The 23,415-nt window shown below is 66.8% G+C and carries 23 protein-coding genes; 10 read left to right on the top strand and 13 right to left on the bottom strand.

The genetic code is table 11. The features are described 5' to 3' along the window. Window positions 1–6 precede the first annotated feature (6 nt). The 7 genes from apaG to TK90_RS09910 are packed head-to-tail and all read right to left on the bottom strand — an operon-like array spanning window position 7 to window position 7,604. Window positions 7–399, bottom strand: coding sequence for a Co2+/Mg2+ efflux protein ApaG (gene apaG / locus TK90_RS09940; protein WP_012983348.1), 393 nt, complete (start codon window positions 397–399; stop codon window positions 7–9). Next, on the bottom strand, window positions 396–1,382 hold the full coding sequence (locus tag TK90_RS09935) for an ROK family protein (protein WP_012983347.1): 987 nt from the start codon (window positions 1,380–1,382) through the stop codon (window positions 396–398). The genes apaG and TK90_RS09935 overlap by 4 nt, the downstream gene beginning before the upstream one ends. Before the next feature lie 40 nt (window positions 1,383–1,422). Continuing rightward, entirely contained in the window at window positions 1,423–2,214 is a 792-nt protein-coding gene (gene rsmA, locus TK90_RS09930; protein WP_012983346.1) for a 16S rRNA (adenine(1518)-N(6)/adenine(1519)-N(6))-dimethyltransferase RsmA, read from the bottom strand. Between the two features lie 8 nt (window positions 2,215–2,222). Continuing rightward, window positions 2,223–3,287, bottom strand: a complete 1,065-nt coding sequence (gene pdxA / locus TK90_RS09925) for a 4-hydroxythreonine-4-phosphate dehydrogenase PdxA (RefSeq protein ID WP_041444271.1) — start codon at window positions 3,285–3,287, stop codon at window positions 2,223–2,225. After that, window positions 3,253–4,680 (bottom strand): peptidylprolyl isomerase, encoded by a 1,428-nt coding sequence (locus TK90_RS09920; RefSeq protein ID WP_012983344.1) that lies wholly within the window; start codon window positions 4,678–4,680, stop codon window positions 3,253–3,255. The genes pdxA and TK90_RS09920 overlap by 35 nt, the downstream gene beginning before the upstream one ends. Next, window positions 4,664–6,919 carry an LPS-assembly protein LptD gene (locus TK90_RS09915; protein ID WP_012983343.1) on the bottom strand — a complete coding sequence of 752 codons (2,256 nt, stop codon included), beginning with the start codon at window positions 6,917–6,919 and terminating at the stop codon, window positions 4,664–4,666. Before TK90_RS09915 ends, TK90_RS09920 begins: the two co-directional genes overlap by 17 nt. A 37-nt stretch (window positions 6,920–6,956) precedes the next feature. Then, on the bottom strand, window positions 6,957–7,604 hold the full coding sequence (locus TK90_RS09910; protein WP_012983342.1) for an adenylate kinase: 648 nt from the start codon (window positions 7,602–7,604) through the stop codon (window positions 6,957–6,959). A 262-nt stretch (window positions 7,605–7,866) separates the two neighbouring features. On the opposite strand from TK90_RS09910, the gene ppa reads away from it, so the two are divergent. From ppa to lipB, 9 genes are all read left to right on the top strand, one after another. Continuing rightward, complete coding sequence (gene ppa, locus TK90_RS09905; protein ID WP_012983341.1) at window positions 7,867–8,403, top strand: inorganic diphosphatase; 537 nt, start codon at window positions 7,867–7,869, stop codon at window positions 8,401–8,403. Between the two features lie 104 nt (window positions 8,404–8,507). After that, window positions 8,508–10,388: a penicillin-binding protein 2 gene (gene mrdA, locus TK90_RS09900; protein WP_012983340.1), complete on the top strand. Its 1,881-nt coding sequence runs from the start codon at window positions 8,508–8,510 to the stop codon at window positions 10,386–10,388. Continuing rightward, the gene (gene rodA / locus TK90_RS09895; RefSeq protein WP_012983339.1) at window positions 10,385–11,503 is read left to right on the top strand and encodes a rod shape-determining protein RodA; all 1,119 of its coding nucleotides are present in this window, start codon (window positions 10,385–10,387) and stop codon (window positions 11,501–11,503) included. Before mrdA ends, rodA begins: the two co-directional genes overlap by 4 nt. Further along, window positions 11,500–12,525 (top strand): lytic murein transglycosylase B, encoded by a 1,026-nt coding sequence (mltB, locus tag TK90_RS09890; protein WP_012983338.1) that lies wholly within the window; start codon window positions 11,500–11,502, stop codon window positions 12,523–12,525. The genes rodA and mltB overlap by 4 nt, the downstream gene beginning before the upstream one ends. After that, window positions 12,482–13,486, top strand: a complete 1,005-nt coding sequence (locus TK90_RS09885; protein WP_168021578.1) for a septal ring lytic transglycosylase RlpA family protein — start codon at window positions 12,482–12,484, stop codon at window positions 13,484–13,486. Before mltB ends, TK90_RS09885 begins: the two co-directional genes overlap by 44 nt. A 104-nt stretch (window positions 13,487–13,590) precedes the next feature. After that, window positions 13,591–14,838 (top strand): D-alanyl-D-alanine carboxypeptidase family protein, encoded by a 1,248-nt coding sequence (locus TK90_RS09880; protein WP_012983336.1) that lies wholly within the window; start codon window positions 13,591–13,593, stop codon window positions 14,836–14,838. Between the two features lie 12 nt (window positions 14,839–14,850). Further along, window positions 14,851–15,735 carry a D-amino acid aminotransferase gene (locus TK90_RS09875; protein WP_012983335.1) on the top strand — a complete coding sequence of 295 codons (885 nt, stop codon included), beginning with the start codon at window positions 14,851–14,853 and terminating at the stop codon, window positions 15,733–15,735. Beyond that, window positions 15,732–16,001 (top strand): YbeD family protein, encoded by a 270-nt coding sequence (locus TK90_RS09870; RefSeq protein WP_012983334.1) that lies wholly within the window; start codon window positions 15,732–15,734, stop codon window positions 15,999–16,001. Before TK90_RS09875 ends, TK90_RS09870 begins: the two co-directional genes overlap by 4 nt. Further along, complete coding sequence (gene lipB, locus TK90_RS09865) at window positions 15,998–16,708, top strand: lipoyl(octanoyl) transferase LipB (protein ID WP_041444270.1); 711 nt, start codon at window positions 15,998–16,000, stop codon at window positions 16,706–16,708. Before TK90_RS09870 ends, lipB begins: the two co-directional genes overlap by 4 nt. An 891-nt stretch (window positions 16,709–17,599) precedes the next feature. Here lipB and lipA read toward each other — a convergent pair. The 6 genes from lipA to TK90_RS09835 all read right to left on the bottom strand — a co-directional run bounded on the left by lipA (window position 17,600) and on the right by TK90_RS09835 (window position 22,367). Further along, window positions 17,600–18,556: a lipoyl synthase gene (gene lipA / locus TK90_RS09860; RefSeq protein ID WP_012983332.1), complete on the bottom strand. Its 957-nt coding sequence runs from the start codon at window positions 18,554–18,556 to the stop codon at window positions 17,600–17,602. 64 nt (window positions 18,557–18,620) lie between these two features. Then, entirely contained in the window at window positions 18,621–19,820 is a 1,200-nt protein-coding gene (locus TK90_RS09855) for an HDOD domain-containing protein (protein WP_012983331.1), read from the bottom strand. Window positions 19,821–19,828: 8 nt separating this feature from the next. Further along, window positions 19,829–21,040 (bottom strand): HDOD domain-containing protein, encoded by a 1,212-nt coding sequence (locus TK90_RS09850; RefSeq protein WP_041444359.1) that lies wholly within the window; start codon window positions 21,038–21,040, stop codon window positions 19,829–19,831. A gap of 95 nt (window positions 21,041–21,135) precedes the next feature. Beyond that, window positions 21,136–21,720 (bottom strand): hypothetical protein, encoded by a 585-nt coding sequence (locus tag TK90_RS09845; RefSeq protein WP_012983329.1) that lies wholly within the window; start codon window positions 21,718–21,720, stop codon window positions 21,136–21,138. After that, window positions 21,717–22,121: a hypothetical protein gene (locus tag TK90_RS09840; protein WP_012983328.1), complete on the bottom strand. Its 405-nt coding sequence runs from the start codon at window positions 22,119–22,121 to the stop codon at window positions 21,717–21,719. The genes TK90_RS09845 and TK90_RS09840 overlap by 4 nt, the downstream gene beginning before the upstream one ends. A 6-nt stretch (window positions 22,122–22,127) precedes the next feature. Further along, a complete protein-coding gene (locus tag TK90_RS09835) occupies window positions 22,128–22,367 on the bottom strand; it encodes a BolA family protein (protein ID WP_012983327.1) in 240 nt (79 codons plus the stop codon). A gap of 232 nt (window positions 22,368–22,599) precedes the next feature. On the opposite strand from TK90_RS09835, the gene TK90_RS09830 reads away from it, so the two are divergent. After that, window positions 22,600–23,352, top strand: coding sequence for an MBL fold metallo-hydrolase (locus TK90_RS09830; RefSeq protein ID WP_012983326.1), 753 nt, complete (start codon window positions 22,600–22,602; stop codon window positions 23,350–23,352). Window positions 23,353–23,415: the final 63 nt, after the last annotated feature.

The following is a 23,415-nucleotide window of genomic DNA, read 5'->3' as shown; positions in this document are numbered from 1 at the left end:
ACTGGCCTAGTGCAGCGTGCGGGGTACGGAGAGGGTGAAGGGCGGGATCGGCGCCTCGAAGGTGTTGCCGCGTTCGTCCTGCATGCCGTAGCTGCCCTCCATGGTGCCGACCGGCGTCTCGATCACCGTGCCGCTGGTGTACTCGAAGCTGTCACCGGGCTCGATGCGTGGCTGCTCGCCCACTACGCCTTCGCCGCGCACCTCCTGCGTCTGGTCGCGGCCATCGCGGATGATCCAGTGGCGGTTCAGCAGTTGCACGGTCAGCGCACCGGAGTTGCGGATCGTGATGTGGTAGGCGAACACGTAGCGGTCGTCATCGGGCTCCGACTGGTCCTCGACATAGGCCGTGGCGACCTCGATCTCGATGGCGTGTTCTTCGGTTTCGCGGGGCGAATTCATTCGGTTGCAGCTCCTGTCTGGAACCAGGCGCTGACGGCAGCGCCCAGCAGGCCGGGTTCAGGGTGCATGATAAGGGACACGGGCATTCGCTCAAGCAAGTGGGTCATCGGTGGGCGATTATGCAGGGCCCGCAGAAATGCCGTGTCCTGGAAGTAATCAGCCCAGCGCGGGGCGATCCCGCCGGCCAGGTACAGCCCGCCGGTGGGCAGGGCGGTCAGGGCCATGTCGGCCAGTTGTCCCGCATAGATCGTCACGAAACGCTGGACCACCGCGAGGGCTACCGCGTGCCCGGCATCGGCCAGGTCACTGATGGCGGCGGCCGGATCGGCAGCGGCCAGGGCCCGTGCCAGCGCGGCATCGTCCCGGCGTGTCAGCTCGAAGCGTGCGATGCGCGCAATGCCGCGACCGCTGAGCAGGTGCTCGCGGGTACAAAGCCCTTCCTCGGCGCTGACGAACGCCGCGAGCGCCGCCTCGTCTGCGTCGGCCGGGGAAAAGCGTGCGTGCCCCCCTTCGCCGGGATGGATGGCGAGCTGCTGGGACGGGCCGACCAGGCAGGTCCCGAGACCGGTCCCGGCCCCGACCACCAGGCGCAAACCCTCCGGATCGGCCGCTGCGTTCTGCAGGGTGATCCGGTCTCCGGGTTCCAGGGCATCCAGGCAGGCGCCGACAGCGGCGAAATCGTTGATCAGGGCGACCGGGATGCCCAGTGTCTGCTCGAGTGCGCGCGCATCCAGTTCGGGCCAGTCGAGATTGGTCGCGCGGGCCCGACCGTCCTGCACGGGGCCAGCCAGGGCCAGACCGGCAGCCGCCAGCGGCTCGGCCGGTCCGACCTCGTTGCGCCAGGTCTCGAGGATTTGCTCCAGATCCGGGAAGCCGCGGCTGGGATAGCGGTGGATATCATGCAGCGACCAGTGCGTGCCGCTGTGGCGGGCGCGTGCGACCCGGGTGCGGGTCCCTCCGATGTCGGCCACGATGAAGTCCATGGACTCATCATAGCGGATCGCGGCCCGCTGGCGGGGCCGGTCAGCTGAGCGCGACCATCCGCGCCAGCGCCGCGAAGCCGTGGACGTCCACGGTCTCCGGGCGGGCGCCGGGGTCGAGTTGCGCGGCCTCGATTCGGGCGGCATCCACCAGTCCGGAAAGCCCCCGCCGCAGCGTCTTGCGGCGGCTGGAGAAGGCTTGGTTCACAACCTTTGCAAACACCGGATACAGCGCGCTGTCCACCAGCGGCGCCTCCAGTGGCGTGATGCGCACGACCGCGGAGTGGACCTTGGGCGGCGGGTGGAAGGCACCGGGGGGGACCCCGAACAGCGACTGGGCCCGGGCGCGCGCCGCGAGCATGACCGTCAGCCGGCCATAGGTCTTGCTGCCGGGGACGGCGGTCATGCGCTCGACCACCTCGCGCTGCAGGAGGAAATGCATGTCGCGGACGGCCTCCATCTGGTCGAGCAGGTGGAACAGCAGGGGGGTCGAGATGTTGTAGGGCAGGTTGCCCACGACCCGCCAGCCACCCTCCGGTGGCGGGCCAAGGCTGGCCAGGTCCAGATCCAGGGCGTCGCCCACATGGAGCTCCAGTCGCTCCGGGGCAAAGGCGGCGCGCAGGCCGGCCACCAGGTCACGGTCGATCTCCACCGCGACCAGACGATTCAGGCGTTCCAGCAGGGCGCCGGTCAGGGCCCCCCGGCCGGGGCCGATCTCCAGCACCGGGTCGTCGGGGCGCGGGGCGATCGCGCCGACGATGCGTGCGAGCACGGCCTGATCATGCAGGAAGTTCTGGCCGAACCGCTTGCGGATCGGCGGCAGCGCGCTACCCATTTGCGGCGTCACCCATGGACGTGCGCGGCCTGTGCCTGAAGGCGATGGCGGGCCAGTTCCCGGGCCAGGCCCTCGGCTGCGAGGAAGCTGCCGACCTCCGCGCGACCACTGCCGGCCAGGTCGAGGGCCGTGCCGTGGTCGACCGAGGTGCGCACGAAGGGCAGCCCCAGGGTCACATTGACCGCATGTCCGAATCCCGCGTGCTTGAGCACCGGGAGTCCCTGGTCGTGATACATCGCCAGTACCGCGTCGAACTCGGCGAGTGCGCGCGGGGTGAATGCGGTATCCGCGGGCAGCGGCCCGCGCAGGTCCAGGCCCTCGGCGCGCAGGCGGTCGAGCGTCGGGGTGATGACCTCGATCTCCTCGAGCCCCAGCACGCCGTCTTCGCCGGCGTGCGGGTTCAGCCCGCACACGCCGATGCGCGGGCGTTCGATCCCGAAGTCCTCGGCGAGGTCGTGGTGCAGTACGCGGGTGACCGCCTCGATGCGCTCCGGTGTGATTGCGTCGGGGACGTCGCGCAGGGACAGGTGCGTAGTCACCAGTGCGACCCGCAGGGATTCGGTCGCCAGCATCATCACGGGCATGGGCGCGCCGGCGCGTTCGGCCAGCCACTCGGTATGACCACTGAAGGGGATGCCGGCACGGTTGATCACGCCCTTGTGCACCGGGCCGGTGACCATCGCGTCGAAGGTGCCATCGAGACAGCCATCGGCGGCGGCGGCGAGCATCGCCAGCACGCCTTCGGCGTGCCGGGCGTCGAGGGTGCCCGTTTGCACGGGGCCGCCGGCTGGGACCGCGATGATCTCCAGGGTCCCGCGCGGTGTAGCGGTGCGCGGTCGTGCGGGGTCGAAGGGGATCAGGTGGATCGACTGGCCCAGTTGCTGCGCCCGTTGCTCAAGGACATCCGGATCGCCGATGGCGACGCGCTGGGTGCCACCGCCAGGCTCGTGGGCCAGGGCAATCAGCAGATCCGGCCCGATCCCGGCCGGCTCGCCAGCGGTCAGTGCCAGACGCGGGATTGCACCCGGCGTCCGGGCGTCAGGAGCCGAAGCCGTCAACGCGGTACTCGACATAGGCCTCGTCGCGCAGACGCCGCATCCACAGCTCGATCTCTTCTTCGCGCTTGCGGTTTTGCAGGATCTCGCGGGCACGGGCTCGGATCTGCTCGCGCGAGGTGTCGACCTCGCGGTGGTCGAGGACCTCGATGATGTGCCAGCCAAACTGGCTCTCCACCGGCTCGCTGATCTCGCCCGGCTGCAGGGCGTTCATCGCCTCTTCGAACTCCGGCACCAGCTCGCCGGGGCTGATCCAGCCGAGCTGGCCGCCCTGGGCGGCGGAGCCGGGGTCGTCGGAGTTCGCGCGTGCCAGGGCCTCGAAGTCGCTGCCCTCGCGGATGCGGTTATACAGGGACTCGGCCTGGCGGCGGGCCTCTTCGTCGCTGCGGACCTGGTCGGGGCTGATCAGGATGTGGCGTACCTGCGTCTGCCGGACTCGGGTCTGGTCGCCCCCTTCGCGGTCCACGAGCTTCATGATGTGGAAGCCGTTCGGCGAGCGCAGCACGTCACTGATCTCGCCGGTGCGCATCAGCACAGCCTCGCGGGCGAATACGGAGGGGATCTCGCCGGCGGTGCGCCAGCCGAGATCGCCGCCCTCCAGGGCATCCGGGGCGTCGGATTCGGAGATTGCCACGCTGGCAAAGTCCTCGCCTTCGCGCACCCGCTGGCGCAGTTCGCGGGCCTTCTCGCGGGCGGTGGCGATCTGGCCGGAGTCCGCGCCGCGCGGCAGGGAGACCTGGATATGCGCGATGCGATAGCGCACGCCGCGGTCAATGGCGCCGCTCTCGGAGGCGATCAGATCCGCGATCTCCTGGTCGCTGACGCGAATCTGGTTGTCGACCTGGCGGCGCTGCAGCTGGTTGACGGTCAGTTCGTTGCGGATCTGTTCGCGGAAGGCGTTGAAGTCGACACCGTCCTGCAGCAGGGCCTGGCGCAGCTGCGGCAGGGTCATGCGGTTCTCGCGGGCGATGTTCTCCATTGCCCGGTTCAGGGTCATCTCGTCGATGTTGATGCCGACCCGCTGGGCCTCCTGCAGCTGAACGCGCTCGACGATCAGGCGTTCCATGACCTGTCGTGCGAGGGTGTCGCGATCCGGCGGGCGGGTCCCGCGCTCCATCATCTGCTGGGCGACCAGGTTCATGCGCTCGACCAGCTCGCGCTGGGTTACCACGTCGTCGCCGACGACCGCGAGGATGCGATCGGTGAACTGATCCCCCTCCGGTGGCGTGATGGGCGCGGCGGGGGCGCCGGCCTCGGAGGCGGCGCCCGGGGTCACCGGGGCCTCGACGGCGTCCTCGGGTTGTTCGCTGCCGGGGACCTGGGCCTGCGCGGACAGGCCGAGGCTCAAGAGCACGGCGCCCAGTAGCGGGAGCCAGAAGGCCCGGCGGTGGTGGTCAGGGGAGTGCGTCATATCCGGCTATACCCTCGCTCAAAAGCGAATCCACGCCGGAGTCGAAGCGTCCGAGCCCGTCCAGCGTGAGTTGGAAATAAATCGAGTTGTCGTAGGTCTCGTCGAAGTCGTAGGCGCGGCGGGCGACCACTCGGATGCCATAGCAGCAACTACGATACTGAAGGCCGGCCAGAAGTTCGAGATCACGTTCCTCCTGCAGGCTGTAATTCCAGCGCCCGATCGCATCGATGCGCGGGGTCACCGGCCACAGCACGGAGACATCGGTCTGGTCGATGGAGCGGGCGCCCGCCTCGCGTTGACGATAGCCGACATTGATGCGGGCCCGCGCGCCCGGGCTGTAGCTGACCGACAGCGCTGTGAGGGTGGTCTCGCCTTCGTCCTGGTTGTACAGGATGGAGCCGCGACCGCTCCAGGCATCGCCGATGCGCACGCGACCCTCCAGGGCGAGATCCGAACGCGATTCGGTCAGCGGGTCGCCTTGCGGGTCGCGGCGGACCTCGCGGTCCTCGAAGTAGCGGATCTGGCCCGCCGACAGGCTCATCCGCTCCTGTCCGGTTTGCTCGTCGAAGATGCGCGTGGTCAGCGCGGTGGTCAGCTGGTGGGTGTCGCCGACGCGGTCGGCGCCGACGAAGCGATCCAGGCTGAACAGGTTGTCGAAGCTGAAGTCCGCCTCGCCGGTGTCGAAAATCGGGATATCGGTCTGGTCGACGAACGGGACATAGCCGTAGAAGATCCGGGGTTCCAGCGTCTGCAGACGACGCCCGTCCTGGATCGGGCGCTCGAAGACCAGCCCGGTGTCGACCGAGGCGCGCGGCACGGTGCGGCTGATCGACTCGGGGCCCGGGAGACCGCGGCGGTCCAGCTCGTAGTGGGTGTAGCGCACGCCGGCGCTGGGCTCGAAGAAGAAGCCCCCGGTATCGTAGCGCCACGAGGCCGTGGGGTTGAGGTCGAAGCGCGTGCCCAGGGGTTCCAGCGAGTCGCTCTCGCTACGCTCGAAGCGCACCAGTTCGGTGTCCAGGTCCCAGGCCAGGCCGCGCCCCAGATACTCGCCCGCCTCCAGGGTGATCTGCGGCAGGCGCTGGTAGGGCTCGCGCTGGGCCCGCAGCTCGGGGTCGATGACCTGGTAGTCCTCGATCCGGGTGCGCAGGCGGTAGGCGGGCTGGTTGTAGGTCAGGTCCGCTCGACGGCGCAGATAGGGCGTGCTGCCGGAGTAGCGGTCCGCGCCACCGAAGTCGCGGAAATACTCGCTGTCGGAGGCATCGGCGGCGTCCAGGCGAAAGCGCAGGTCCGAGGTCAGGCGGCTCTGGTGAAACCACTGCACGTAGTGCCGGTCGTCGCCGAATACGCGATCGCTCGGCAGGTAGCGGATATCGGCCACGCCCTCGTGGCGGGGCTGCAGATAACGGAACTCGGTGCCGAGCTTGACCCCGCGGTCCGACATGACGCGCGGGGTGAAAGTCGCGTCGTAATTCGGCGCGATGTTCCAGTACCAGGGCGTGCTGATATCGACCCCGTGTCGTGAGCTGACCCCGGCACTGGGCAGCAGGAAGCCGCTCTGGCGCCGGTCGTCCAGCGGGAAGTGGATATACGGCGTGTAGGCGATGGGCACGCCCTTGAAGTCGATGCGGGCGTTGCGGGCAACGCCGATCCCGCGCTCGCGGTCCAGCTCCAGATCGCGCGTGCGCAGCCACCAGCTGTCGTTGTTGATCGGGCAGGTGGTGTACTCGGCGTCCTCGAATTCGTGCAGGTGAGGCGCGAGCTGGATGCCCACCCCGGCGCTTCCGCGGGCCGGCACGGACTGCACCAGGTAGTCGATGCGCCGGAACTCCCCGGTCTCCTCGTCCAGACGGTATTCGCCGCCGTCGGTGTGCAGCAGAAGGTCGCCGTCGAACAATCGGGTGTCGCCCTCGGTACGTGCGAGGCCCGTGGCCCGGTCGTATTCAAGAAACTCGGTGTCCAGGCGGCGCCCTTGTTCGAAGAGCTGGACGTTGCCGCGGGCGCTGATCATCTCCCCCTCGCGGCGTACGTAATCGGCGTCGATATCGGTGATCTCGGCCGCGAGCTCGCGCATCTCGGGCCACTCCATGCCGGGGGCGAATTCGCAGCCCGGGGGGCGCTCCAGCCGCTCGAGTTCGGCCTGCGCCGTCGTGGCGGCGACGCCGAGCACGCAGGCAATGATGGCTCGCACTGTGGCCCGTCGGTGCAGTGGGCGTGCGTGGCCGGCTGGCGAGGGCGTCATGCGGGATTCAGCTTGAGGAAACACGGATCATGCTGGATCAGTGTTTCCCTAGCAGCTGGCGGATTTCGTCGAAGATCAGGGCGATGTCGCGGGTGCCATTCACGTGCTTGAGCAGGTCGCGGCGGGCGTAATATTCGATCAGCGGCTGGGTCTGTTCCTCGTAGACCTTCAGGCGATTGATGACTGTTTTTTCGGTGTCATCGGCGCGGTGGACGAGTTCGCCGCCGCACAGATCACAAACCCCTTCCCGCTGAGGCGGGAAGGTATGGGAGTTGAATACCGCGCCGCAGTCGCCGCAGGAGACGCGCCCGGTCAGTCGCTGTTTCAGCTCCTCGAACGGCACATCGATCTGGATCGCCTGATCCAGTGGTGCCCCGAGTTCCTCGAGCATGGTGTCCAGGGTCTCGGCCTGGGCGACGTTGCGTGGAAAGCCGTCGAGGATAAAGCCCTTTTGTGCGTCCGGCTCCTGCAGCCGGTCGCGGGTCAGTCCCAGGACCAGGTCGTCCGGTACGAGCTGGCCTGCGTTCATCGCGCTTTCGACCTGCTTCCCCAGGTCGGTCTGGGCGGCCATTGCGGCGCGCAGCAGGTCGCCGGTGGAGATCTGCGGGATGCCGAAGGTGGCGACCATCTTCTTGGCCTGGGTGCCCTTGCCGGACCCCGGGGCGCCCATCAGGACGATACGCATGGCTGACTCCTGCTGCCGGGTGCGGCGCCGAACCGCAGCACAAGCCGGGTACGAGGCGGCACGGTAAATGGCCATCGTGAAAGGGTTGCGGCGGTGCGGCGCAAACCGTTTCCCGAGCGCGGTCTTATACCGCCTGAGGGTGATCGGCCGCAACCGCTCACTACAGCCCGTGGCTCCCTGGCCTGACGGTGACGGGTGCCATTGCGGGGGCTCTCCCCTGTATAATCCCCCGCTCTTCAAAACAATCGGAATATAACCAAGCATGGACCTCAACCAGATCGAAGCCGGCAAGGATCTCCCCAACGACATCAACGTGGTAATCGAGATCCCCACCCAGGGCCAGCCCGTCAAGTACGAGATGGACAAGGACAGCGGGGCTCTGGTGGTCGATCGCTTTATGGCGGTCGCGATGTTCTATCCGTGCAACTACGGATTCATCCCGAATACGGAGTCGGAAGACAATGACCCGGTGGACGTGCTGGTGATCACCCCGGTGCCGCTGCTGCCGGGTTCGGTCGTGCGCTCGCGCCCGATTGGTATGCTGAAGATGACCGACGAGGCCGGTGTGGATGCGAAGATCCTCGCGGTTCCGGTGAGCAAACTGTGCACGCAGTCCGGGCGGTTCCAGGGGCCGGAAGATGTGCCGAAGGAGCTCCTGGATTCGATCAAGCACTTCTTCGAGCGCTACAAGGAGCTGGAGAAGGGCAAGTGGGTCAAGGTCGAAGGCTGGGTCGGCGCCGAAGAGGCCAAGGCGGAGATTGTTGCCAGCTACAAGCGTTACCAGAAGAGCAAGATCTGAGCCGGTAGCGGCCCGGCGTCAGCACGTGGCGTGGATCGTCCCCGCATCCCCGGGGCCGGGGTTCGCCGTGTGCGCGGCGTTCGTTGTTGTGGCGGTCCGCTGAAATGGCCGGGCGTGATGACTACGGACAGGAACAACAGGACCAGCAGCGGTTCGTCGTCCGTATTCTGCTGGCGCTGCTCCTGCTTGCCGCCGTTCTGCTCCTGATTGGCTGGCGCCTGTCGGGCCTTCAGGTCGGCGCGCATACCCATTTCACCACGCTGTCGGAGAATAATCGGCTGCGGGTGGAGCCGATTGCGCCCAGTCGTGGCGTGATCCGGGATCGCAATGGCCAGTTGCTGGCGGGCAACCGTGCCTCCTACCAGCTGGAGGTGACAGTCGAGCAGGCCGGCAATCTGGACGACCTCCTGGAGCGCCTGCACGACTTTGTCGATCTCTCCGACGCGGATATCGAACGTTTCCGCCGCGGCGTGCGTCAGCGCCGTCCCTTCCAGCCGGTGCTGCTCAAGGCGGGCCTGGACGACACCACGGTGGCCAGGATCGCGGTCTCGCGGCACGAGTTGCCGGGCGTGGAGATCGAGGCCCGGCCGATGCGCTTCTATCCGCTCGGCGACAAGTTCTCGCATGTGGTCGGGTACGTGGGCCGGATCAACGAGCAGGACCTGGCGCGGGTGGACCGGCGTGCCTATGCCGGCAGCTCGCATATTGGCAAGATCGGCATTGAGCGCTACTACGAGGATTTGCTGCATGGCCGCCCGGGTTACCGCCAGGTAGAGGTCAATGCCCAGGGGCGGGTGATTCGCGAGCTGTCGGTAACGCCACCGGAGGCCGGTACCGACATTACCCTCACCATTGACGCGGACCTGCAGCGTGCCGCTTACCGGTCGCTGGCGGGCCGGCGGGGGGCGATTGTCGCGCTGGATCCGAACAACGGCGAGGTGCTGGCGCTGGTCAGTGCCCCGGGATTCGACCCCGAGATGTTCGTGCACGGCATCTCCCAGGCCGCCTTTTCCGATCTGCAATCCGACCCCGCGCGGCCGTTGTTCAATCGCGCCCTGACCGGACAGTATCCGCCGGGTTCCACGGTCAAGCCCCTGGTGGGGCTGGCCGCGCTGGACGAGGGGATTACCACTGCGGATCGACGGATGTTTGCCCGTGGCTATTTTCAGATCCCCGGCCATGAGCGTCGCTATCGTGACTGGCGCCGGGAAGGGCATGGCTGGGTCGACATGTCGCGCGCCATCGCCGTGTCTTCCGACGTCTACTTCTACGACCTTGCGCATACGATGGGGATCGACCGCATGGTGCCGATGCTGGGGGCATTCGGGCTTGGGCAGCGCGTCGGTATCGATGCCACGGGCGAGCGCGCAGGTATCCTGCCCAGCCGTGACTGGAAGCGGGCCACACATGACCAGGTCTGGTTCCCCGGCGAGACCCTGATTACCGCGATTGGCCAGGGCTACATGCTGTCAACGCCGTTGCAGATGGCGGACTTCACGGCGACCCTGGCCGGGCGCGGACAGCGTATCCAGCCTCGCCTGCTGCAATCGATGGATAATGGCAACGGCGAACTCGAACGGTTGCTGCCGCAGCCTCGCGAGCCGGTGCAGGCGGCCCCGGAGCACTGGGACACGATTCACGAGTCGCTGATCGAGGCCGTGCATGCGCGCCACGGCACCGCCTGGGGGTCGATTGGCAGCCGCCCGCCGACGAATTACCGCATCGCGGGCAAGACCGGCACTTCGCAGGTCTTCGGGCTGGGCCAGGACGAGGAGTACGACGAGGACGAGTTGCCCCGGCATCTGTGGGATCACGCCCTGTTTGTCGGCTATGCACCCGCGGATGACCCACAGATCGCGGTGGCGGTGCTGCTCGAGCACGGCGGCTCGGGCGGTCGCGTGGCGGCCCCGGTGGCCCGCGAGGTGATGGACGCCTTCCTGAAAGGTGACGCCGGAATGACGCTTGACGTGCCGGAGGACGAATGATCAGCGTGACGGGTCGCGAGATGCCGCTAGGGCAGTGGGTGCTGGGGCGCCTGCGTCTGGATGGCGTGCTGCTGGTGCTGATCGGCATCCTGCTGCTGGTGGGTCTGGCGGTCCTGTTCAGTGCCTCCGGCGAGAGCATGATTGCCCTTGAGCGGCAGACCATGCGCATCGGACTCGGCGTGGCCGCGATGGTGCTGGTCGCGCAGATCCCGGTGCGTACCCTGCGGTCCCTGGCACCATGGCTGTTTGTGGCCGGTGTCGCGCTACTGTTGGCGGTCATGGTTGCCGGCGAGGTGGGCAAGGGGGCGCGGCGCTGGCTGGATCTCGGCTTCATGCGCTTCCAGCCCTCCGAGATCATGAAGCTGGCGGTGCCGATGATGGTCGCCTGGTACCTGTCCACTCGCAACGACCGCCCGCGTTTCCGCGACCTGCTGGTGACGGTGCCACTGATCCTGGTTCCAGTGTTTCTGATCATGCGCCAGCCGGATCTGGGGACCGCGATGCTGGTGGGTACCGCCGGTTTCCTGGTGATCTTCCTGGCGGGGCTGAGCTGGCGCTGGTTTGTCGGGCTGGGGCTGGCCGCGGCCGCTGCGATCCCGGCATTATGGCTGCAGATGCATGACTACCAGCGCCAGCGGGTGCTGACCCTGTTCAATCCGGAGTCGGACCCGCTGGGGACCGGTTATCACATCATTCAGTCCAAGATTGCGATCGGCTCCGGCGGGCTGTATGGCAAGGGCTGGCTGAACGGCACGCAGTCGCACCTCGACTTCTTGCCCGAACGTTCCACGGATTTTATTTTTGCGGTATACGCCGAGGAATTCGGGTTTATCGGTGTCGCACTCTTGCTGTTGCTGTATTTTGCGATCGTGGCGCGCGGGCTGTGGATCTCGGCCCTGGCCCAGGATCGTTTCGCCCGTTTGCTGGGCGGCAGCCTGGCGCTCACCTTCGCCGTCTACATGGTGGTCAATATCGCCATGGTGACCGGGCTTTTGCCCGTGGTTGGCGTGCCGCTTCCGCTGGTGAGCTACGGCGGTACATCACTGGTGACCCTTATGGTCGCCTTCGGTATTCTCATGAGCATCGCGTCGCAAAAGCGCCTGGTGAATCGATGACCCTGAATCTGCGCCCTCTGGGCACCCTTCGTTCCCTCCTCCTGCAGGCCGGGTTGATCCTGTCACTGGGGGCCTGCTCTCTGTCGAACGTCTCGGGGTCCGAGTTTCGCGCTGGCGACCCGCCCTACCTGGAGCGCGAGGAGGTGCAGGCCTTTATCGACGAACAGGTCGAGGCGGGTATGGATCGTGACGAACTGGAGGGCCTGTTCGCCGAGGCCGACCCCCAGCAGCGGATCCTCGACCTGATCTCGGCGCCCGCCGAGGCGCGTCCCTGGAAGGACTATCGCCCGATTTTCGTGAACGAGCTGCGCATCGAGCGTGGCGAGCGCTTCATGGAAGAGCAGGCCGAGACGCTGGCCCGTGCCGAGGAAACCTTTGGCGTCGAACAGGAAATGATTACCGCCATCATCGGTGTGGAGACCAACTACGGGCGCAACACCGGGGGCTTCCGCGTGTTCGATGCGCTGGTCACGCTGGGCTTTGACTACCCGCCGCGTGCGGATTTCTTCCGCAGTGAACTGGGCCAGTTCCTGACCCTGGTGCAGGAGGAGGGCCTGGATGTCCGCGAGACTCGGGGCTCCTACGCCGGGGCCATGGGACGCGGACAGTTTATCTCCTCGAGCTATCGCCACTATGCAGTGGACTTCGACGGCGATGGCCGCCGCGATCTGCTCAATTCGTGGCCGGATGCCATCGGCAGTGTGGCCAACTACTTCCGCGAGCACGGCTGGCAGACCGGCGAGCCGGTGGTGGCGCGGGCGCGGGTCGAGGGCGATGCCCACGAGGAACTGATCAGCCGCAATTTCCAGGCGCGCTTTGACCTCGACGAGCTTGCCGAGCACGGTATTTATCCCGACGAGTCCGTGGCCGAGGACGGGAAGTACTCGTTTATTCGTCTCGAGGGCGAGGACGGCTACGAGTACTATCTTGGTTACCCCAATTTCTATGTGATCACCCGTTATAACCGGAGCCCGCTGTATGCGATGGCCGTCCACCAGCTGGCCGAGGCCTTTGCCCAGTAACCGGTGCCGCCCTGGCGCGGTCGTCGCCGCGCCGGCGGTGTTGTTCGCGCTGGCGCTGGCGGGGTGCTCGTCGACCCCCGACCGCGAGGCAGACCCGGACCGCCCGCTGGGCGATGCGGCCTATGACGCCTACCCGGACCCGGAGGATGTCCCGCAGGATCTGGCCCTGATCCCCGACGCGGTGCCGACCGACGAGCCCCCGAGTCGCTACGGGAACCCGCCCGAGTACGAGGTCTTCGGGCAGCGTTACCGTACCCTGCGCACCAGCACCGGGTTCGAGGAAGAGGGCCTGGCCTCCTGGTACGGAACCAAGTTCCACGGCCGGCGCACCTCCAGCGGGGAACCCTACGACATGTATGCGATGACGGCAGCCCACAAGACACTGCCGCTGCCGACCTATGTCGAGGTCGTGAACCTGGAGAACGACCGCCGCGTGATTGTGAGGGTCAACGATCGCGGGCCCTTTGTGGACGAGCGCATCATCGACCTCTCCTATGCCGCGGCGCATCGGTTGGACATGACCGACGCCGGTGTGGCCCCGGTGCGCATTCGTGCCGTGGGGCCGGAAGACGTCGATTCGCCGCGTGTGGCCGAATCGCGCCCGCCAGTGCCGGAACCCATCGAGCTGGCCGAGGCCAGACAGGGGGGCGGCAGCAGCCCCGTTGCGGCATCCTCTGATGACGCGCGCGCTGCTACCGCAGCGAATGCCCCAGAGGCCGCCGCGAACAATGGCCGCTGGGTGCAGGTCGGGGCGTTTTCCGAACGCCGAACGGCGGAGGAGATCCAGCGCGATCTGGAGGCCCTCGGATTCGAGTCGGTCGAGATCTCGACGCTGGAACGCGACGAGCAGGCGGATCTGCATCGGGTGCGCATCGGCCCGCTGGAAGAGGTCGAGCTGCAGGAGGCGACCGAGCGCCTGCAGGAGGCCGCCCACGTCGACTACCGCATCGTCGACGACTGACGCCGCGTATCGCTCAGTTTTTGTACCGCCGGTTCCGTTTGCGTTCATCTGCGCGGACCCGGTCTGCTATCGTTAGCCATCTCTACAGGAGGCCTCGAACCACCATGATCCCCCCGCTCCATTCTGTCGCCCGCCGCGCCCTGATGACCCTCTCCCTGGCCGTGTGCGTGGCCGCCATGCCGGCGATGGCGGATGAGCCCCTGCCGGTTCCGGGCAGTGGTGGGGCCATGCCGAGCGGGATCCCCAGCCCGCCCTCTGATGTGACGGCGAAGAGCTATGCATTGATGGACTTTGACTCGGGTCTGATGCTGGCCTCGCGCGAGGCGGATGTTGATCGCGAACCGGCCAGCCTGACCAAGCTGATGACGGCCTATGTCGTGTTCGGCGAGATTCGTGACGGGCGGCTGGGGCTCGAGGACACGGTGACGATCAGCGAGCGGGCCTGGCGCACGGGCATGCGGGGTGCGTCGCGCATGTTCATCGAGGTCGGCGACGAGGTGAAGGTCGAGGACCTGCTGCGCGGGATGATTATCCAGTCCGGCAACGATGCCTCCACTGCGCTGGCCGAGGCCGTGGCCGGTTCCGAAGGGGCGTTCGTCGACATGATGAACAACCAGGCGCGTGAACTCGGGATGACGCGCTCGTATTTCACCAACTCGCACGGGCTGCCGTCCGACGAGCCGCAGTCGACCTCCGCTCAGGATATGGCGCTGCTGGCGCGGGCGCTGATTCGGGAGTTCCCCGACCTTTACGGCTATTACAGCGAGCGCTCGTTCGAGTTCAACGATATCTCGCAGAGCAATCGGAACATGCTCCTGTGGCGTGACGCCGGTTTCGATGGCCTGAAGACGGGCTGGACCTCCGCGGCCGGGTACAACCTGGTCTCGTCGGCGAAACGCAGCGATCGCCGGCTGATCGCCGTGGTGCTGGGAATCGAGGCCTCCAATCACCAGGAGGGTGGCACGCGCCGGGCCAACGAGTCGCAGGCCCTGGTCAACTGGGGCATGCGTTTTACCGAACCGCAGCGGCTGTTCGAGGCGGGCACGCAGCTGGGCAGCCCGCGCGTCTATCGTGGTGCGGATAGCGAGGTGTCCGTCGGGCTAGCCGAGGACTTCTGGGTGATCGTGCCCCCGGGTCGCGGTGACAACCTTGAAGCCACGATGGAGCTGAACCAGCCGCTGGAAGCGCCGCTGGCCGCAGGGGCCGCTGTGGGTGAGGTGCAGGCTCGCCTGAATGGCGAGTTGATCGGGCAGCAGCCGGTCGTCGCCCTTGAAGAGGTGGAGGAGGGCGGACTGATGCGGCGCCTGTGGGATGGTGCTGCCCTGTCGTTGCGCTCGGTCTGGCCGTTCTGATTCGGAGCGAGTGTGAGCGTTGCGTATTTCAATGGTGAGTTCATGCCGCTCGAATCCGTGCGGATCTCCCCGCTGGATCGCGGGTTTCTGTTCGGGGACTCGGTCTACGAGGTGATTCCCAGCTACGCCGGCCAGTTGTTTCTGCTGACGGAACACCTGGAGCGACTGCAGCGCTCGCTGGACGCCATCCGCCTCGAATCGCCGCTGTCGCTCGACCAGTGGCGGGCTATGCTGGAAGAGCTCGTCCGGCGCAACGAGGGGGATGAGCCCATCGATCTCGGCCTGTACCTGCAGGTCACGCGCGGGGTTGCCCCGCGCGACCACGCCTTTCCCGCCGTCGGACCGCCCACGGTCTTTGCGATGGCGAATCCGATCGCGCCCCTGCCGGACACGACCCGCCAGGCCGGGGTCGCGGCAGTGACGGGGCCCGATACGCGCTGGTCGCGCTGCGACATCAAGGCCACTACGTTGCTGGCCAACGTGCTCGCGCGTCAGGAGGCGCGTGAACAGGATGCGGTCGAGGCCATCCTGCTGCGGGACGGACAGGTGACGGAGGGTGCGGCCAGCAATGTGTTCGCTCTGGTGGACGGCACGCTGGTGACACCACCGCTGGCAGCATCGCTGCTCCCGGGGGTAACAAGGGACCTGGTCCTGCGCCTGGCTGCTCAGTGTGGTCTCGATGTCGTGGAGCGCGATCTGTCCGAGTCCGAGTTGCGTGCGGCCGACGAGATCTGGCTGACCAGTTCCACCAAGGAGCTCCTGCCGGTTTGTCGGCTCGACGGCCATCCGGTCGGAGCCGGGTTCCCGGGGCCGGCCTGGAAGGCCATTCATGCCGCGTATCAGCAGGCAAAGTGCGACGCTCACCCGTCCCGGACGGCGGTCGAGGGGTGCGCATGACAGACGAACGCGAAAGTCTGATCGAGTTTCCCTGTCGTTTTCCGATCAAGGTCATGGGGGACTCGCACCCGGAACTCCTGGAGGCCGTGGAGGCTTGCGTGGCCGAGCATGTGCCGGACCCGGACGATGCCGTGATCCAGCAGCGCGCGTCCAGCGGCGGGCGCTTCGTCGGCATTACCATCACCTTCACCGCGACCAGTCAGACCCAGCTCGACGACCTCTACCGGGCCCTGGGACGCTGCGACCGGGTCCGCATGATCCTGTGACCGGCATGCTCGTTCCCGGGCCGGAGGTCCGCCTGCTGGGTGTGCAGCCCTACGTCCCCGTCTGGCAGGCGATGCAGCTCCAGGCCCGGGAGCGGGATGCGTCCCGTCCGGATGCGTTCTGGTGCGTCGAGCACCTTCCCGTCTTCACTCAGGGTCGTAATGGCCGCCCCGAGCACTTGCTGGACCCCGGCGCGACGCCGGTGGTGGTGATCGACCGCGGCGGGCAGGTGACCTGGCATGGCCCCGGGCAGCTGGTCGTCTACACGCTGGTGGACCTGCCGCGGCTGGGGATCGGGGTCCGGCGTCTAGTCGAATGCCTGGAACAGGCCGTGATCGATACGCTCGCGCAATGGGGTATCCATGCACAGCGTCGCGAGAAGGCGCCGGGGGTGTATGTCGGCGTGGCCAAGATTGCGGCGCTGGGTTTGCGCATCCGGCATGGGCGCAGCATCCATGGGCTGGCGCTGAACATCGCCCCGGATCTGGCGCCGTTTCAGCGCATGAATCCCTGTGGCTATCCGGGCCTCGCCGCGACCTCCATGCAGCATCTGCTCGGCCCGGTGGATGCCACCCGCGTCCGCGAGCAGCTGCTCGCCCACCTGACCGCGCAGTTGTTTCCCGCCGAGGTGGCGAGCATCCGGCATGAACCCTCTTTGCCGCCTGAGCTCGTCCGTATTCTGGCGCTGGGGCGTTGTCCCACGTCCTGAGGCTGGGCCTGGTTCGTCCTCTGGAGTTTACGGTGGCTTCGGTCCGCCGCCTGCCTGCGCTGTCTCGCCAGCGCGCCGCGCCCGTTGTTGATCAACAACTGGCTTTCTTGCTTGCCCAAGAAAGTACCCGTCGAGGCGCGCCCGAATTCCGCCCGGGAACCTTGCTCCAGGGTCCTCGGGCCGGCGGCGCTGAAACTCGCTGCGCTGTCGCTCCGCTCAGACAGTCAGCGCCCCCGTTTCTATTTTGAATCGTCCGTCCCGAGGACCCTTCCGCAAGGGGCTTCATACGGGGGGGATGAAGGTCAAAACAAAAGTATCCCCATGCCTGCAGCCAACTCCAACGCCGTAGGGTGCGGTTGAGCGCAGCGAAACGCACCGTTCCGACGTCGGGGCAACCCTGATGCGATTCGCTACGCTCATCGGCATCCTACCCACCCCTTGGCGCCCGCTCGCGGGCGCGGCACGCCATGGCCGAAGGCCGAGCGTGCCTAAAATGTCGGAAGATCCAGCCTCCATCCATGTGCTACGTCGCTGGGACAGCCGTTGTTTGGACCTTCACCCCCGTTGTCGTCGCGCCGAGTGGAGAGGGTTTTCGCGGGAAGAGAGGCGCTGACTGTCTGAGCGGAGCCGAAGGCGTAGCGAGTTTCAGCGCCGCCCGCGAAAACCCTCGGAGCGAGGGAAACCCCGGCCCGCATAGCGGGCCGGGGTCGCGGCAGTCGGGCGTGTTTCTTGGTTACTTCTTTGCACGAGCAAAGAAGTAACTCGGGGCGCGCTGCCGAGACAGCGCTTGGCAGGCGGCCGGACGAAGCCACCGCAAACACCGGATGCCGAATCAGGCCTAACTCTCAGGACGTGGGACGACGCCCCAGTGGCAGAGTACGGCAGGGCGGGTCAGGCGGTTTCGAGGCCCTGGGCCTGGAGGTCGGCGTGGTAGGACGAGCGGACCATGGGCCCGCTGGCCACCTGCTTGAAGCCCATTTCGCGCGCGGCTTCGCCAAGATCGTCGAACTCCTCCGGGGCCAGGAAACGCGTGACCGGCAGGTGGTGGCGCGAGGGCTGCAGGTACTGGCCCAGGGTCAGCATGTCGCAGCCGTGTTCACGAAGGTCCGCCAGGACCTCCAGCAGTTCCTCGCGGGTCTCGCCCAGCCCGAGCATCAGGCCGGACTTGGTCGGCACCCCGGGGTGCTGTTCGCGGAAGCGCTTCAGTAGTTCCAGTGACCACTGATAGTCGGCGCCGGGACGCGCCTCGCGGTAAAGCCGCGGGATCGTCTCGAGGTTGTGGTTGAAGACGTCCGGCGGGGCCTGGTGCATGATCTCCAGCGCCCGGTCCATGCGGCCGCGGAAGTCGGGCACCAGGATCTCGATCTTCGTGGTCGGATTCAGGGTGCGGACCTCGCGGATGCAGTCCACGAAGTGGCCGGCGCCACCGTCACGCAGGTCGTCGCGATCCACCGAGGTGATGACCACGTACTTCAGGCCCAGCGCCTGGATGGTCTCCGCCAGGTGGCGAGGCTCGTCCGGGTCCAGGGCCTCGGGGCGGCCATGCGCGACGTCGCAGAACGGGCAGCGGCGGGTGCAGATGTCACCCATGATCATGAAGGTGGCGGTGCCGTGGGCGAAGCATTCGCCGAGGTTCGGGCAGCTCGCCTCTTCGCAGACGGTGTGTAGCTTCTGGTCGCGCAGGATGCGCTTGATGCGCTGCACCTCGGGCCGGGCCTGGCTCTGGGCACGGATCCACTTCGGTTTGCGCTGCGGCTGCTCGGTCGGGCGGATCTTGACCGGGATGCGCGCGACCTTGTCGGCGGCGCGTTGTTTTTCGCCAGGTTGGGGGCGGGTTCGAGTATCCATATGTCTTCCCTGAGTGGGTTGCGGTCGCCCCGCCAGTGCCGGGGCGATAGCAGCGCGATCGGGGTCAGGCGACCTCGCGGATCAGCGCATCGATTTCGCGGCGGGCCGTGTCGATTGCAGGCAGCTGCCCGTCGTTGTCGAGCACGAAGCCGAATCGGGTCACGGCGTTTAACTCGGCGAGTGGCGTGCGGTCCACCAGGGCATCGTCGCCGTCGCGCGTGCAGGCGCTGCGAGCGATGCGCACGATGTCCGTCAGCGGTGCTGCCGTGGCCGTTTCCGGACCGCCGGATTCGCGAATGGCCTCCATGATATCGGATGCCAGACCCCATTGTTGGGCAACCAGTTCGCCGATCAGGCCTTCCAGGCGATAGAGGATGCGTTCGATGTCCTCGGCACTGCGGTCGGGGTGGCTGCGGGCGACCTCGCCGATGATGGGCAATGCGCCGACGCGATGCAGCAGGCCGACCAGCAGGGCCTTTTGGGGATCGACTGCCTCGCTCTGGTCAGCCAGCACGCAGCTGATGGCCGCGATTCGGGCCGAACGGCGCCACAGGCGTTCCAGCAGGCCGTGGTAAGGGCTGCCGCGCTGGATGAAGACCTGGTGCGCGGCGAGCGCCATCACCAGTTGGCGGGTCCGTTCCAGGCCGAGGCGGGAGACCGCATCGGCCAGCCGCGAGACCTCGCGCTGACTCCCCATTGCCGGGCTGTTGGCCACCGACAGCAGGCGCGCGGCGACACTGGGGTCTTCCTCGATGATGCGGGTGACCCGTTCGATATCGACGTCCGGGTCCTTGAGCGCCGCCTGCAGGTGCAGCGCCACTTCCGGCAACTGCGGCAGTTGTAGTTCGCCGGAGAGGGCACGGGTGTAGATGCCGGTGAACAGCTCCCCTTCGAGGTCGGACAGCTCGATCTCGCTGACTTCCACGCCTTCGCGTGCACCGTCGATCAGGTTCTCGTAAACCTTTCGGTCGAACAGGGCGATACGCCCGCTACTCGCCGCGATCGCGTGGCTGTGGTAGTCGCGTTCATTGAACAGCGGGTTCAGGGATTCCGGGCTGCCGCCCTTGAGGATGACCGACTGGCCGTCGTCAGACAGGATTACCCGGCCTTCAAGTAGAAAGATCAGATGGCGCCATTCGTCACGCGCATGCAGTTTCAGACCGGGCTTGATATCCAGGGTGCTGGCGTGCTGGAGGAGTTTGTGGTGCGCGCGCTCGCCGAGGTCGGCGAACGGGACCAGTTGTGGAAGACGTTCCTCGAGCACCAGCGCCTCTACATATCAAAGAGTTTTTGCAATTCCGCCAGGTCGGCGGATCGGGCCTCCAGGAATGCGATCGGTTCCCCGGGGGCGGGGGCATCGATGCCCAGGAGTTCGAAAGCCTTGACCTCGGACGGGGGCGGCAGTTCTTTGCCCTCGGCCTGCAGCGCGGCGTACTGGGCGACCAGCGCGATACTGGCATAGTCGGGCTCCGCCGGCCGGTAGCTCCAGTCGCTGCTGTGTTCTGCGACGTTGACCAGGTCTCCGCCCAGGTCCCAGTAGTTGATAACCAGCACGCCGGCCAGATTGCGCAGGCGGCGAACCAGACGGGCGACACGCTCGGGCTCCGGGTGATCCTCGCGGACCTCGATGAACTGGATGATCGGGACGGCCCCGATGCCGGCCACCAGGCCGGCGAGCAACGCGCGCTCACGGTCCAGCAGCTTCAGGGAGTCGGCCACCAGATAGGCATAGGCCGATTGCAGTACCCCGTGTTGCCAGACCGCCTCCATTGCCTCACGCGTGGTGGCGTGGCGCGCCTTGAAGGCCTGCCGCATGGCCATGTTCATGGCCAGCATGCGGGTATTGCGAAAGCCCAGACGCGTCACCGCGTCACGTACCGACTGGATCTGTTGCGCGCCGCGGAACAGGGGGCTGTTCGTGGCGTGCAACAGGGCCCCGGCGATGGTCCCGTCGCGCTGAATGACATCGGTCAGCTTGTCGATGTCCGCGTCTGGATCCTTGGTCAGCTCCTGGATGCGCAGGGCGACCTCGGGCATGGTTGGCAGCTCCAGACGATTGCTGGTGATCAGGTCGTACAGCTCGCCGAAAAAGGCACCTTCCGTATCATCCAGCTCGGTGTCGTGCATCACCAGCGAGGCACTGTGGGCCTGCTCCAGCGCCCCTGTGGGCACCTCCAGCATGCGGCAGGGCTTTTCGGTGATGATGAAATCGTGCTGGCCGGCCCCGCCGTCGAACATCTGCAGCGGCGGCTCGCCGTCGCCATCGCCCATGGTAATGCGCGAAGGGGTGCCGCCGCTGACGCGTACCAGTTGCCCGCTTAGCAGGAACAGGTGCCGGTCCGCGACGTCCTGCGGACGCAGGCGCTTGCCGGCGGGCAGCTCCGGGCTGGCGCATGCCTGGGCCAGTTCCGCACGGGCGGACTCCGACAGGTGCGCGGTGAGGTCCATTTCCTGGAGCAGACTGTCGATGGTCGTCGTGTCCATGAGCGATTCCGTTGCCTGTGTTTCGATCATTCCCTGGTCCGGGCGGGGCGCCAGTGGGTTCGTGTCTCCCCGGGTCGCTGTGCCCGGCCGCGCAATCACCGCAGTGGATCTTGCCGGGTATTTTGCGGGGGAGTCGCGTCTTGTGACGTGGATCTCAGTGTAGCATCCCGTGCTGGTTCAAGGCCCCCGCGACAGGCGAAGGAGGGGCGTTCGTGCGAGTCGACCAGGCCTTCGGCACGCAGGAAGGCCCGCGCATCGTCGGCGTCCTCGTCAAACCAGCGTGCGGTCGATCCCAGGCGGAAGCTGTAGCCCCAGGTGTCCATGTCCCGCATCAGGCGCTCGCGACCCACTCCGGGCAGGGCATCGGCGAGCAGGATCTGCAGATAGCACACCCCGCATTCCTCCAGATCATCGCCGCCGGCATTGGTGTGCAGAGTCGCGCGGCGCTCGGGTTCCATGCAGATCAGGTGTGCGGCCTCGTGCAGAGCCGAGTGCAGCGGGGTGTCCGGGCGCACATGCACGGCCAGCCCGATGATCCCGGCCTCGGGCTCGCCCCACCAGGTCCCGGGCAGCGTGGCACCGGGCGGATGCATCACCAGTTCCAGCCCGTAGCGTTCGAGCAGGTCCCGCAGCGGGGTCTCGATGGCGGGATCGCCGCATTCAAGAACGGTTGGGCTCATGGGTCAGAGTTGCCGGGCAGGGCCTGGGTGTGGGCGCGGCTGCGGCGCGGGCATTCCTCCGGGTGCTCGCGGCACCAGGCATCCACCCGTTTGGCAAGGTCGTCCTGAAAGCACAGGAGGTAGAAGCGGGCCTGCTCGCGGTTGGCGATGGCCGGTCGCCCGAGGGCGTCGGCCACGCCGGTGCGCAATGCGGCGATGATTGCGTTGGCGGCCTTTTTCTGCGGCCAGGCGGTGATTTGTTCCCACGCCGCGGGGCTGAAATACAGCCGGAGCAGGTCCGGGCGCGTGGTCAGCAGCATGCGCGTGACATTACGCAGGGTCGTCTCGGCCTCGCCCCAGTCGTGAACCAGGCCGCCCTCCAGCAGGCGTTCAATCTCCTCGCGGCCCTTGGGCGAGAGCATTGCGTGCTAGGCGCCCGCGGCTTCTTCCGGCGTCAGGGCGCGGATGGACAGCGCATGGACCTCGCCGGAGTCGATCTGGTCGCGCACCGTCGCGTAGACGGTCTGGTGCTTCCTGACCTTGTTCATCCCGGCGAACTGCGGGCTGACGACCAGGGCCTCGAACTTGCCCTCGCCCCCGGTCACTTCGACCTTCTCGGCCTCCGGCAGGCCGGCGCGGATGAGTTCGGCCACTTGATTGGCTTCCATGGTGAGTCCTTGATGTCGATGTGTATGTCGGCAGAGGCCGCATGATAGCCAGTGGCGTGTCACGACAGAAGGGCGGGGCGGGCCGGGCGCGGGAACTCGTGGTCGCCGTGAGGTTCCGAATCGGAACAATGGCGCACGCCGCATGTGCCCGGTTGGTGCGTGAACCGGCCGCCGGTTAGCATCGAGCCATGTACCCCAATGGACCGGCCCTTGTGGCCACGGAGGACACCGCATGATTTTCAAGCAGCTGTTCGAGGATGAATCGTCCACCTACACCTATCTGCTGAGCTGCCCGGATACGGGCAAGACCGCGCTGATCGATCCGGTCATCGAGACCGTGGACCGCGACCTGCGTGTGTTGCAGGAGATGGGGCTGAGCCTCGACTACGCGATCGAGACGCACATCCACGCCGACCACATCACCGGCGGCAAGATGCTGCGCGAGCGGACGGGCTGCCAGCTGGCCGGCCCGGCGCTGGACGAGCTGCCCTGCCGTGACGTCGACCTGCGCGAGGGCGAGCCCTTCCAGGTGGGGAATCTGGTGATTAACCCGCTGTTTACGCCAGGGCATACCGATACCCATCACGCCTATCTGATGGATCACGTCGGCCTGAAGATGCTGTTCTCGGGTGATGCTTTGCTGATCGAGGCCTGCGGCCGCACCGATTTTCAGTCGGGTGACGCCAAGACCCTGTACCGGTCGATCCACGACAAGTTCTTTACCCTGCCAGACGAGACGCTGGTGTATCCGTGCCACGACTACGAGGAGCGTCAGATCACCACCATCGGGCAGGAGAAGATGCGCAACCCGCGCCTGGGCAAGAACAAGCCCGAGGCCGAGTTCATCAAGATCATGGAGGAGATGGACCTGCCGTATCCGAAGAAGATCGACTGGGCGCTGCCCGGCAACGAGGGCTGCGGGATCTGTCCGGACAACCTGCCGGACGAGAAAAAGCGCCTCTGCGAGCCGGATCAGCAGGGCTGACCGAGGGTGGCGGGGCCGATTGCACGGCCCTGACACTGGCATCGGGGTGTGGTGGGCGGTTTT

The organism is Thioalkalivibrio sp. K90mix (assembly GCF_000025545.1).
Classification (GTDB): domain Bacteria; phylum Pseudomonadota; class Gammaproteobacteria; order Ectothiorhodospirales; family Ectothiorhodospiraceae; genus Thioalkalivibrio.
This window is presented reverse-complemented; position numbering and strand designations above follow the sequence as displayed.

What these genes read in the sequence shown, in the direction of transcription:
- apaG (WP_012983348.1), bottom strand. Translation starts at nt 399, where the DNA reads ATGAATTCGCCCCGCGAAACCGAAGAACACGCCATCGAGATCGAGGTC.
- TK90_RS09935 (WP_012983347.1), bottom strand. Translation starts at nt 1,382, where the DNA reads ATGGACTTCATCGTGGCCGACATCGGAGGGACCCGCACCCGGGTCGCA.
- rsmA (WP_012983346.1), bottom strand. Translation starts at nt 2,214, where the DNA reads ATGGGTAGCGCGCTGCCGCCGATCCGCAAGCGGTTCGGCCAGAACTTC.
- pdxA (WP_041444271.1), bottom strand. Translation starts at nt 3,287, where the DNA reads ATGTCGAGTACCGCGTTGACGGCTTCGGCTCCTGACGCCCGGACGCCG.
- TK90_RS09920 (WP_012983344.1), bottom strand. Translation starts at nt 4,680, where the DNA reads ATGACGCACTCCCCTGACCACCACCGCCGGGCCTTCTGGCTCCCGCTA.
- TK90_RS09915 (WP_012983343.1), bottom strand. Translation starts at nt 6,919, where the DNA reads ATGACGCCCTCGCCAGCCGGCCACGCACGCCCACTGCACCGACGGGCC.
- TK90_RS09910 (WP_012983342.1), bottom strand. Translation starts at nt 7,604, where the DNA reads ATGCGTATCGTCCTGATGGGCGCCCCGGGGTCCGGCAAGGGCACCCAG.
- ppa (WP_012983341.1), top strand. Translation starts at nt 7,867, where the DNA reads ATGGACCTCAACCAGATCGAAGCCGGCAAGGATCTCCCCAACGACATC.
- mrdA (WP_012983340.1), top strand. Translation starts at nt 8,508, where the DNA reads ATGGCCGGGCGTGATGACTACGGACAGGAACAACAGGACCAGCAGCGG.
- rodA (WP_012983339.1), top strand. Translation starts at nt 10,385, where the DNA reads ATGATCAGCGTGACGGGTCGCGAGATGCCGCTAGGGCAGTGGGTGCTG.
- mltB (WP_012983338.1), top strand. Translation starts at nt 11,500, where the DNA reads ATGACCCTGAATCTGCGCCCTCTGGGCACCCTTCGTTCCCTCCTCCTG.
- TK90_RS09885 (WP_168021578.1), top strand. Translation starts at nt 12,482, where the DNA reads ATGCGATGGCCGTCCACCAGCTGGCCGAGGCCTTTGCCCAGTAACCGG.
- TK90_RS09880 (WP_012983336.1), top strand. Translation starts at nt 13,591, where the DNA reads ATGATCCCCCCGCTCCATTCTGTCGCCCGCCGCGCCCTGATGACCCTC.
- TK90_RS09870 (WP_012983334.1), top strand. Translation starts at nt 15,732, where the DNA reads ATGACAGACGAACGCGAAAGTCTGATCGAGTTTCCCTGTCGTTTTCCG.
- lipA (WP_012983332.1), bottom strand. Translation starts at nt 18,556, where the DNA reads ATGGATACTCGAACCCGCCCCCAACCTGGCGAAAAACAACGCGCCGCC.
- TK90_RS09850 (WP_041444359.1), bottom strand. Translation starts at nt 21,040, where the DNA reads ATGGACACGACGACCATCGACAGTCTGCTCCAGGAAATGGACCTCACC.
- TK90_RS09845 (WP_012983329.1), bottom strand. Translation starts at nt 21,720, where the DNA reads ATGAGCCCAACCGTTCTTGAATGCGGCGATCCCGCCATCGAGACCCCG.
- TK90_RS09840 (WP_012983328.1), bottom strand. Translation starts at nt 22,121, where the DNA reads ATGCTCTCGCCCAAGGGCCGCGAGGAGATTGAACGCCTGCTGGAGGGC.
- TK90_RS09835 (WP_012983327.1), bottom strand. Translation starts at nt 22,367, where the DNA reads ATGGAAGCCAATCAAGTGGCCGAACTCATCCGCGCCGGCCTGCCGGAG.
- TK90_RS09830 (WP_012983326.1), top strand. Translation starts at nt 22,600, where the DNA reads ATGATTTTCAAGCAGCTGTTCGAGGATGAATCGTCCACCTACACCTAT.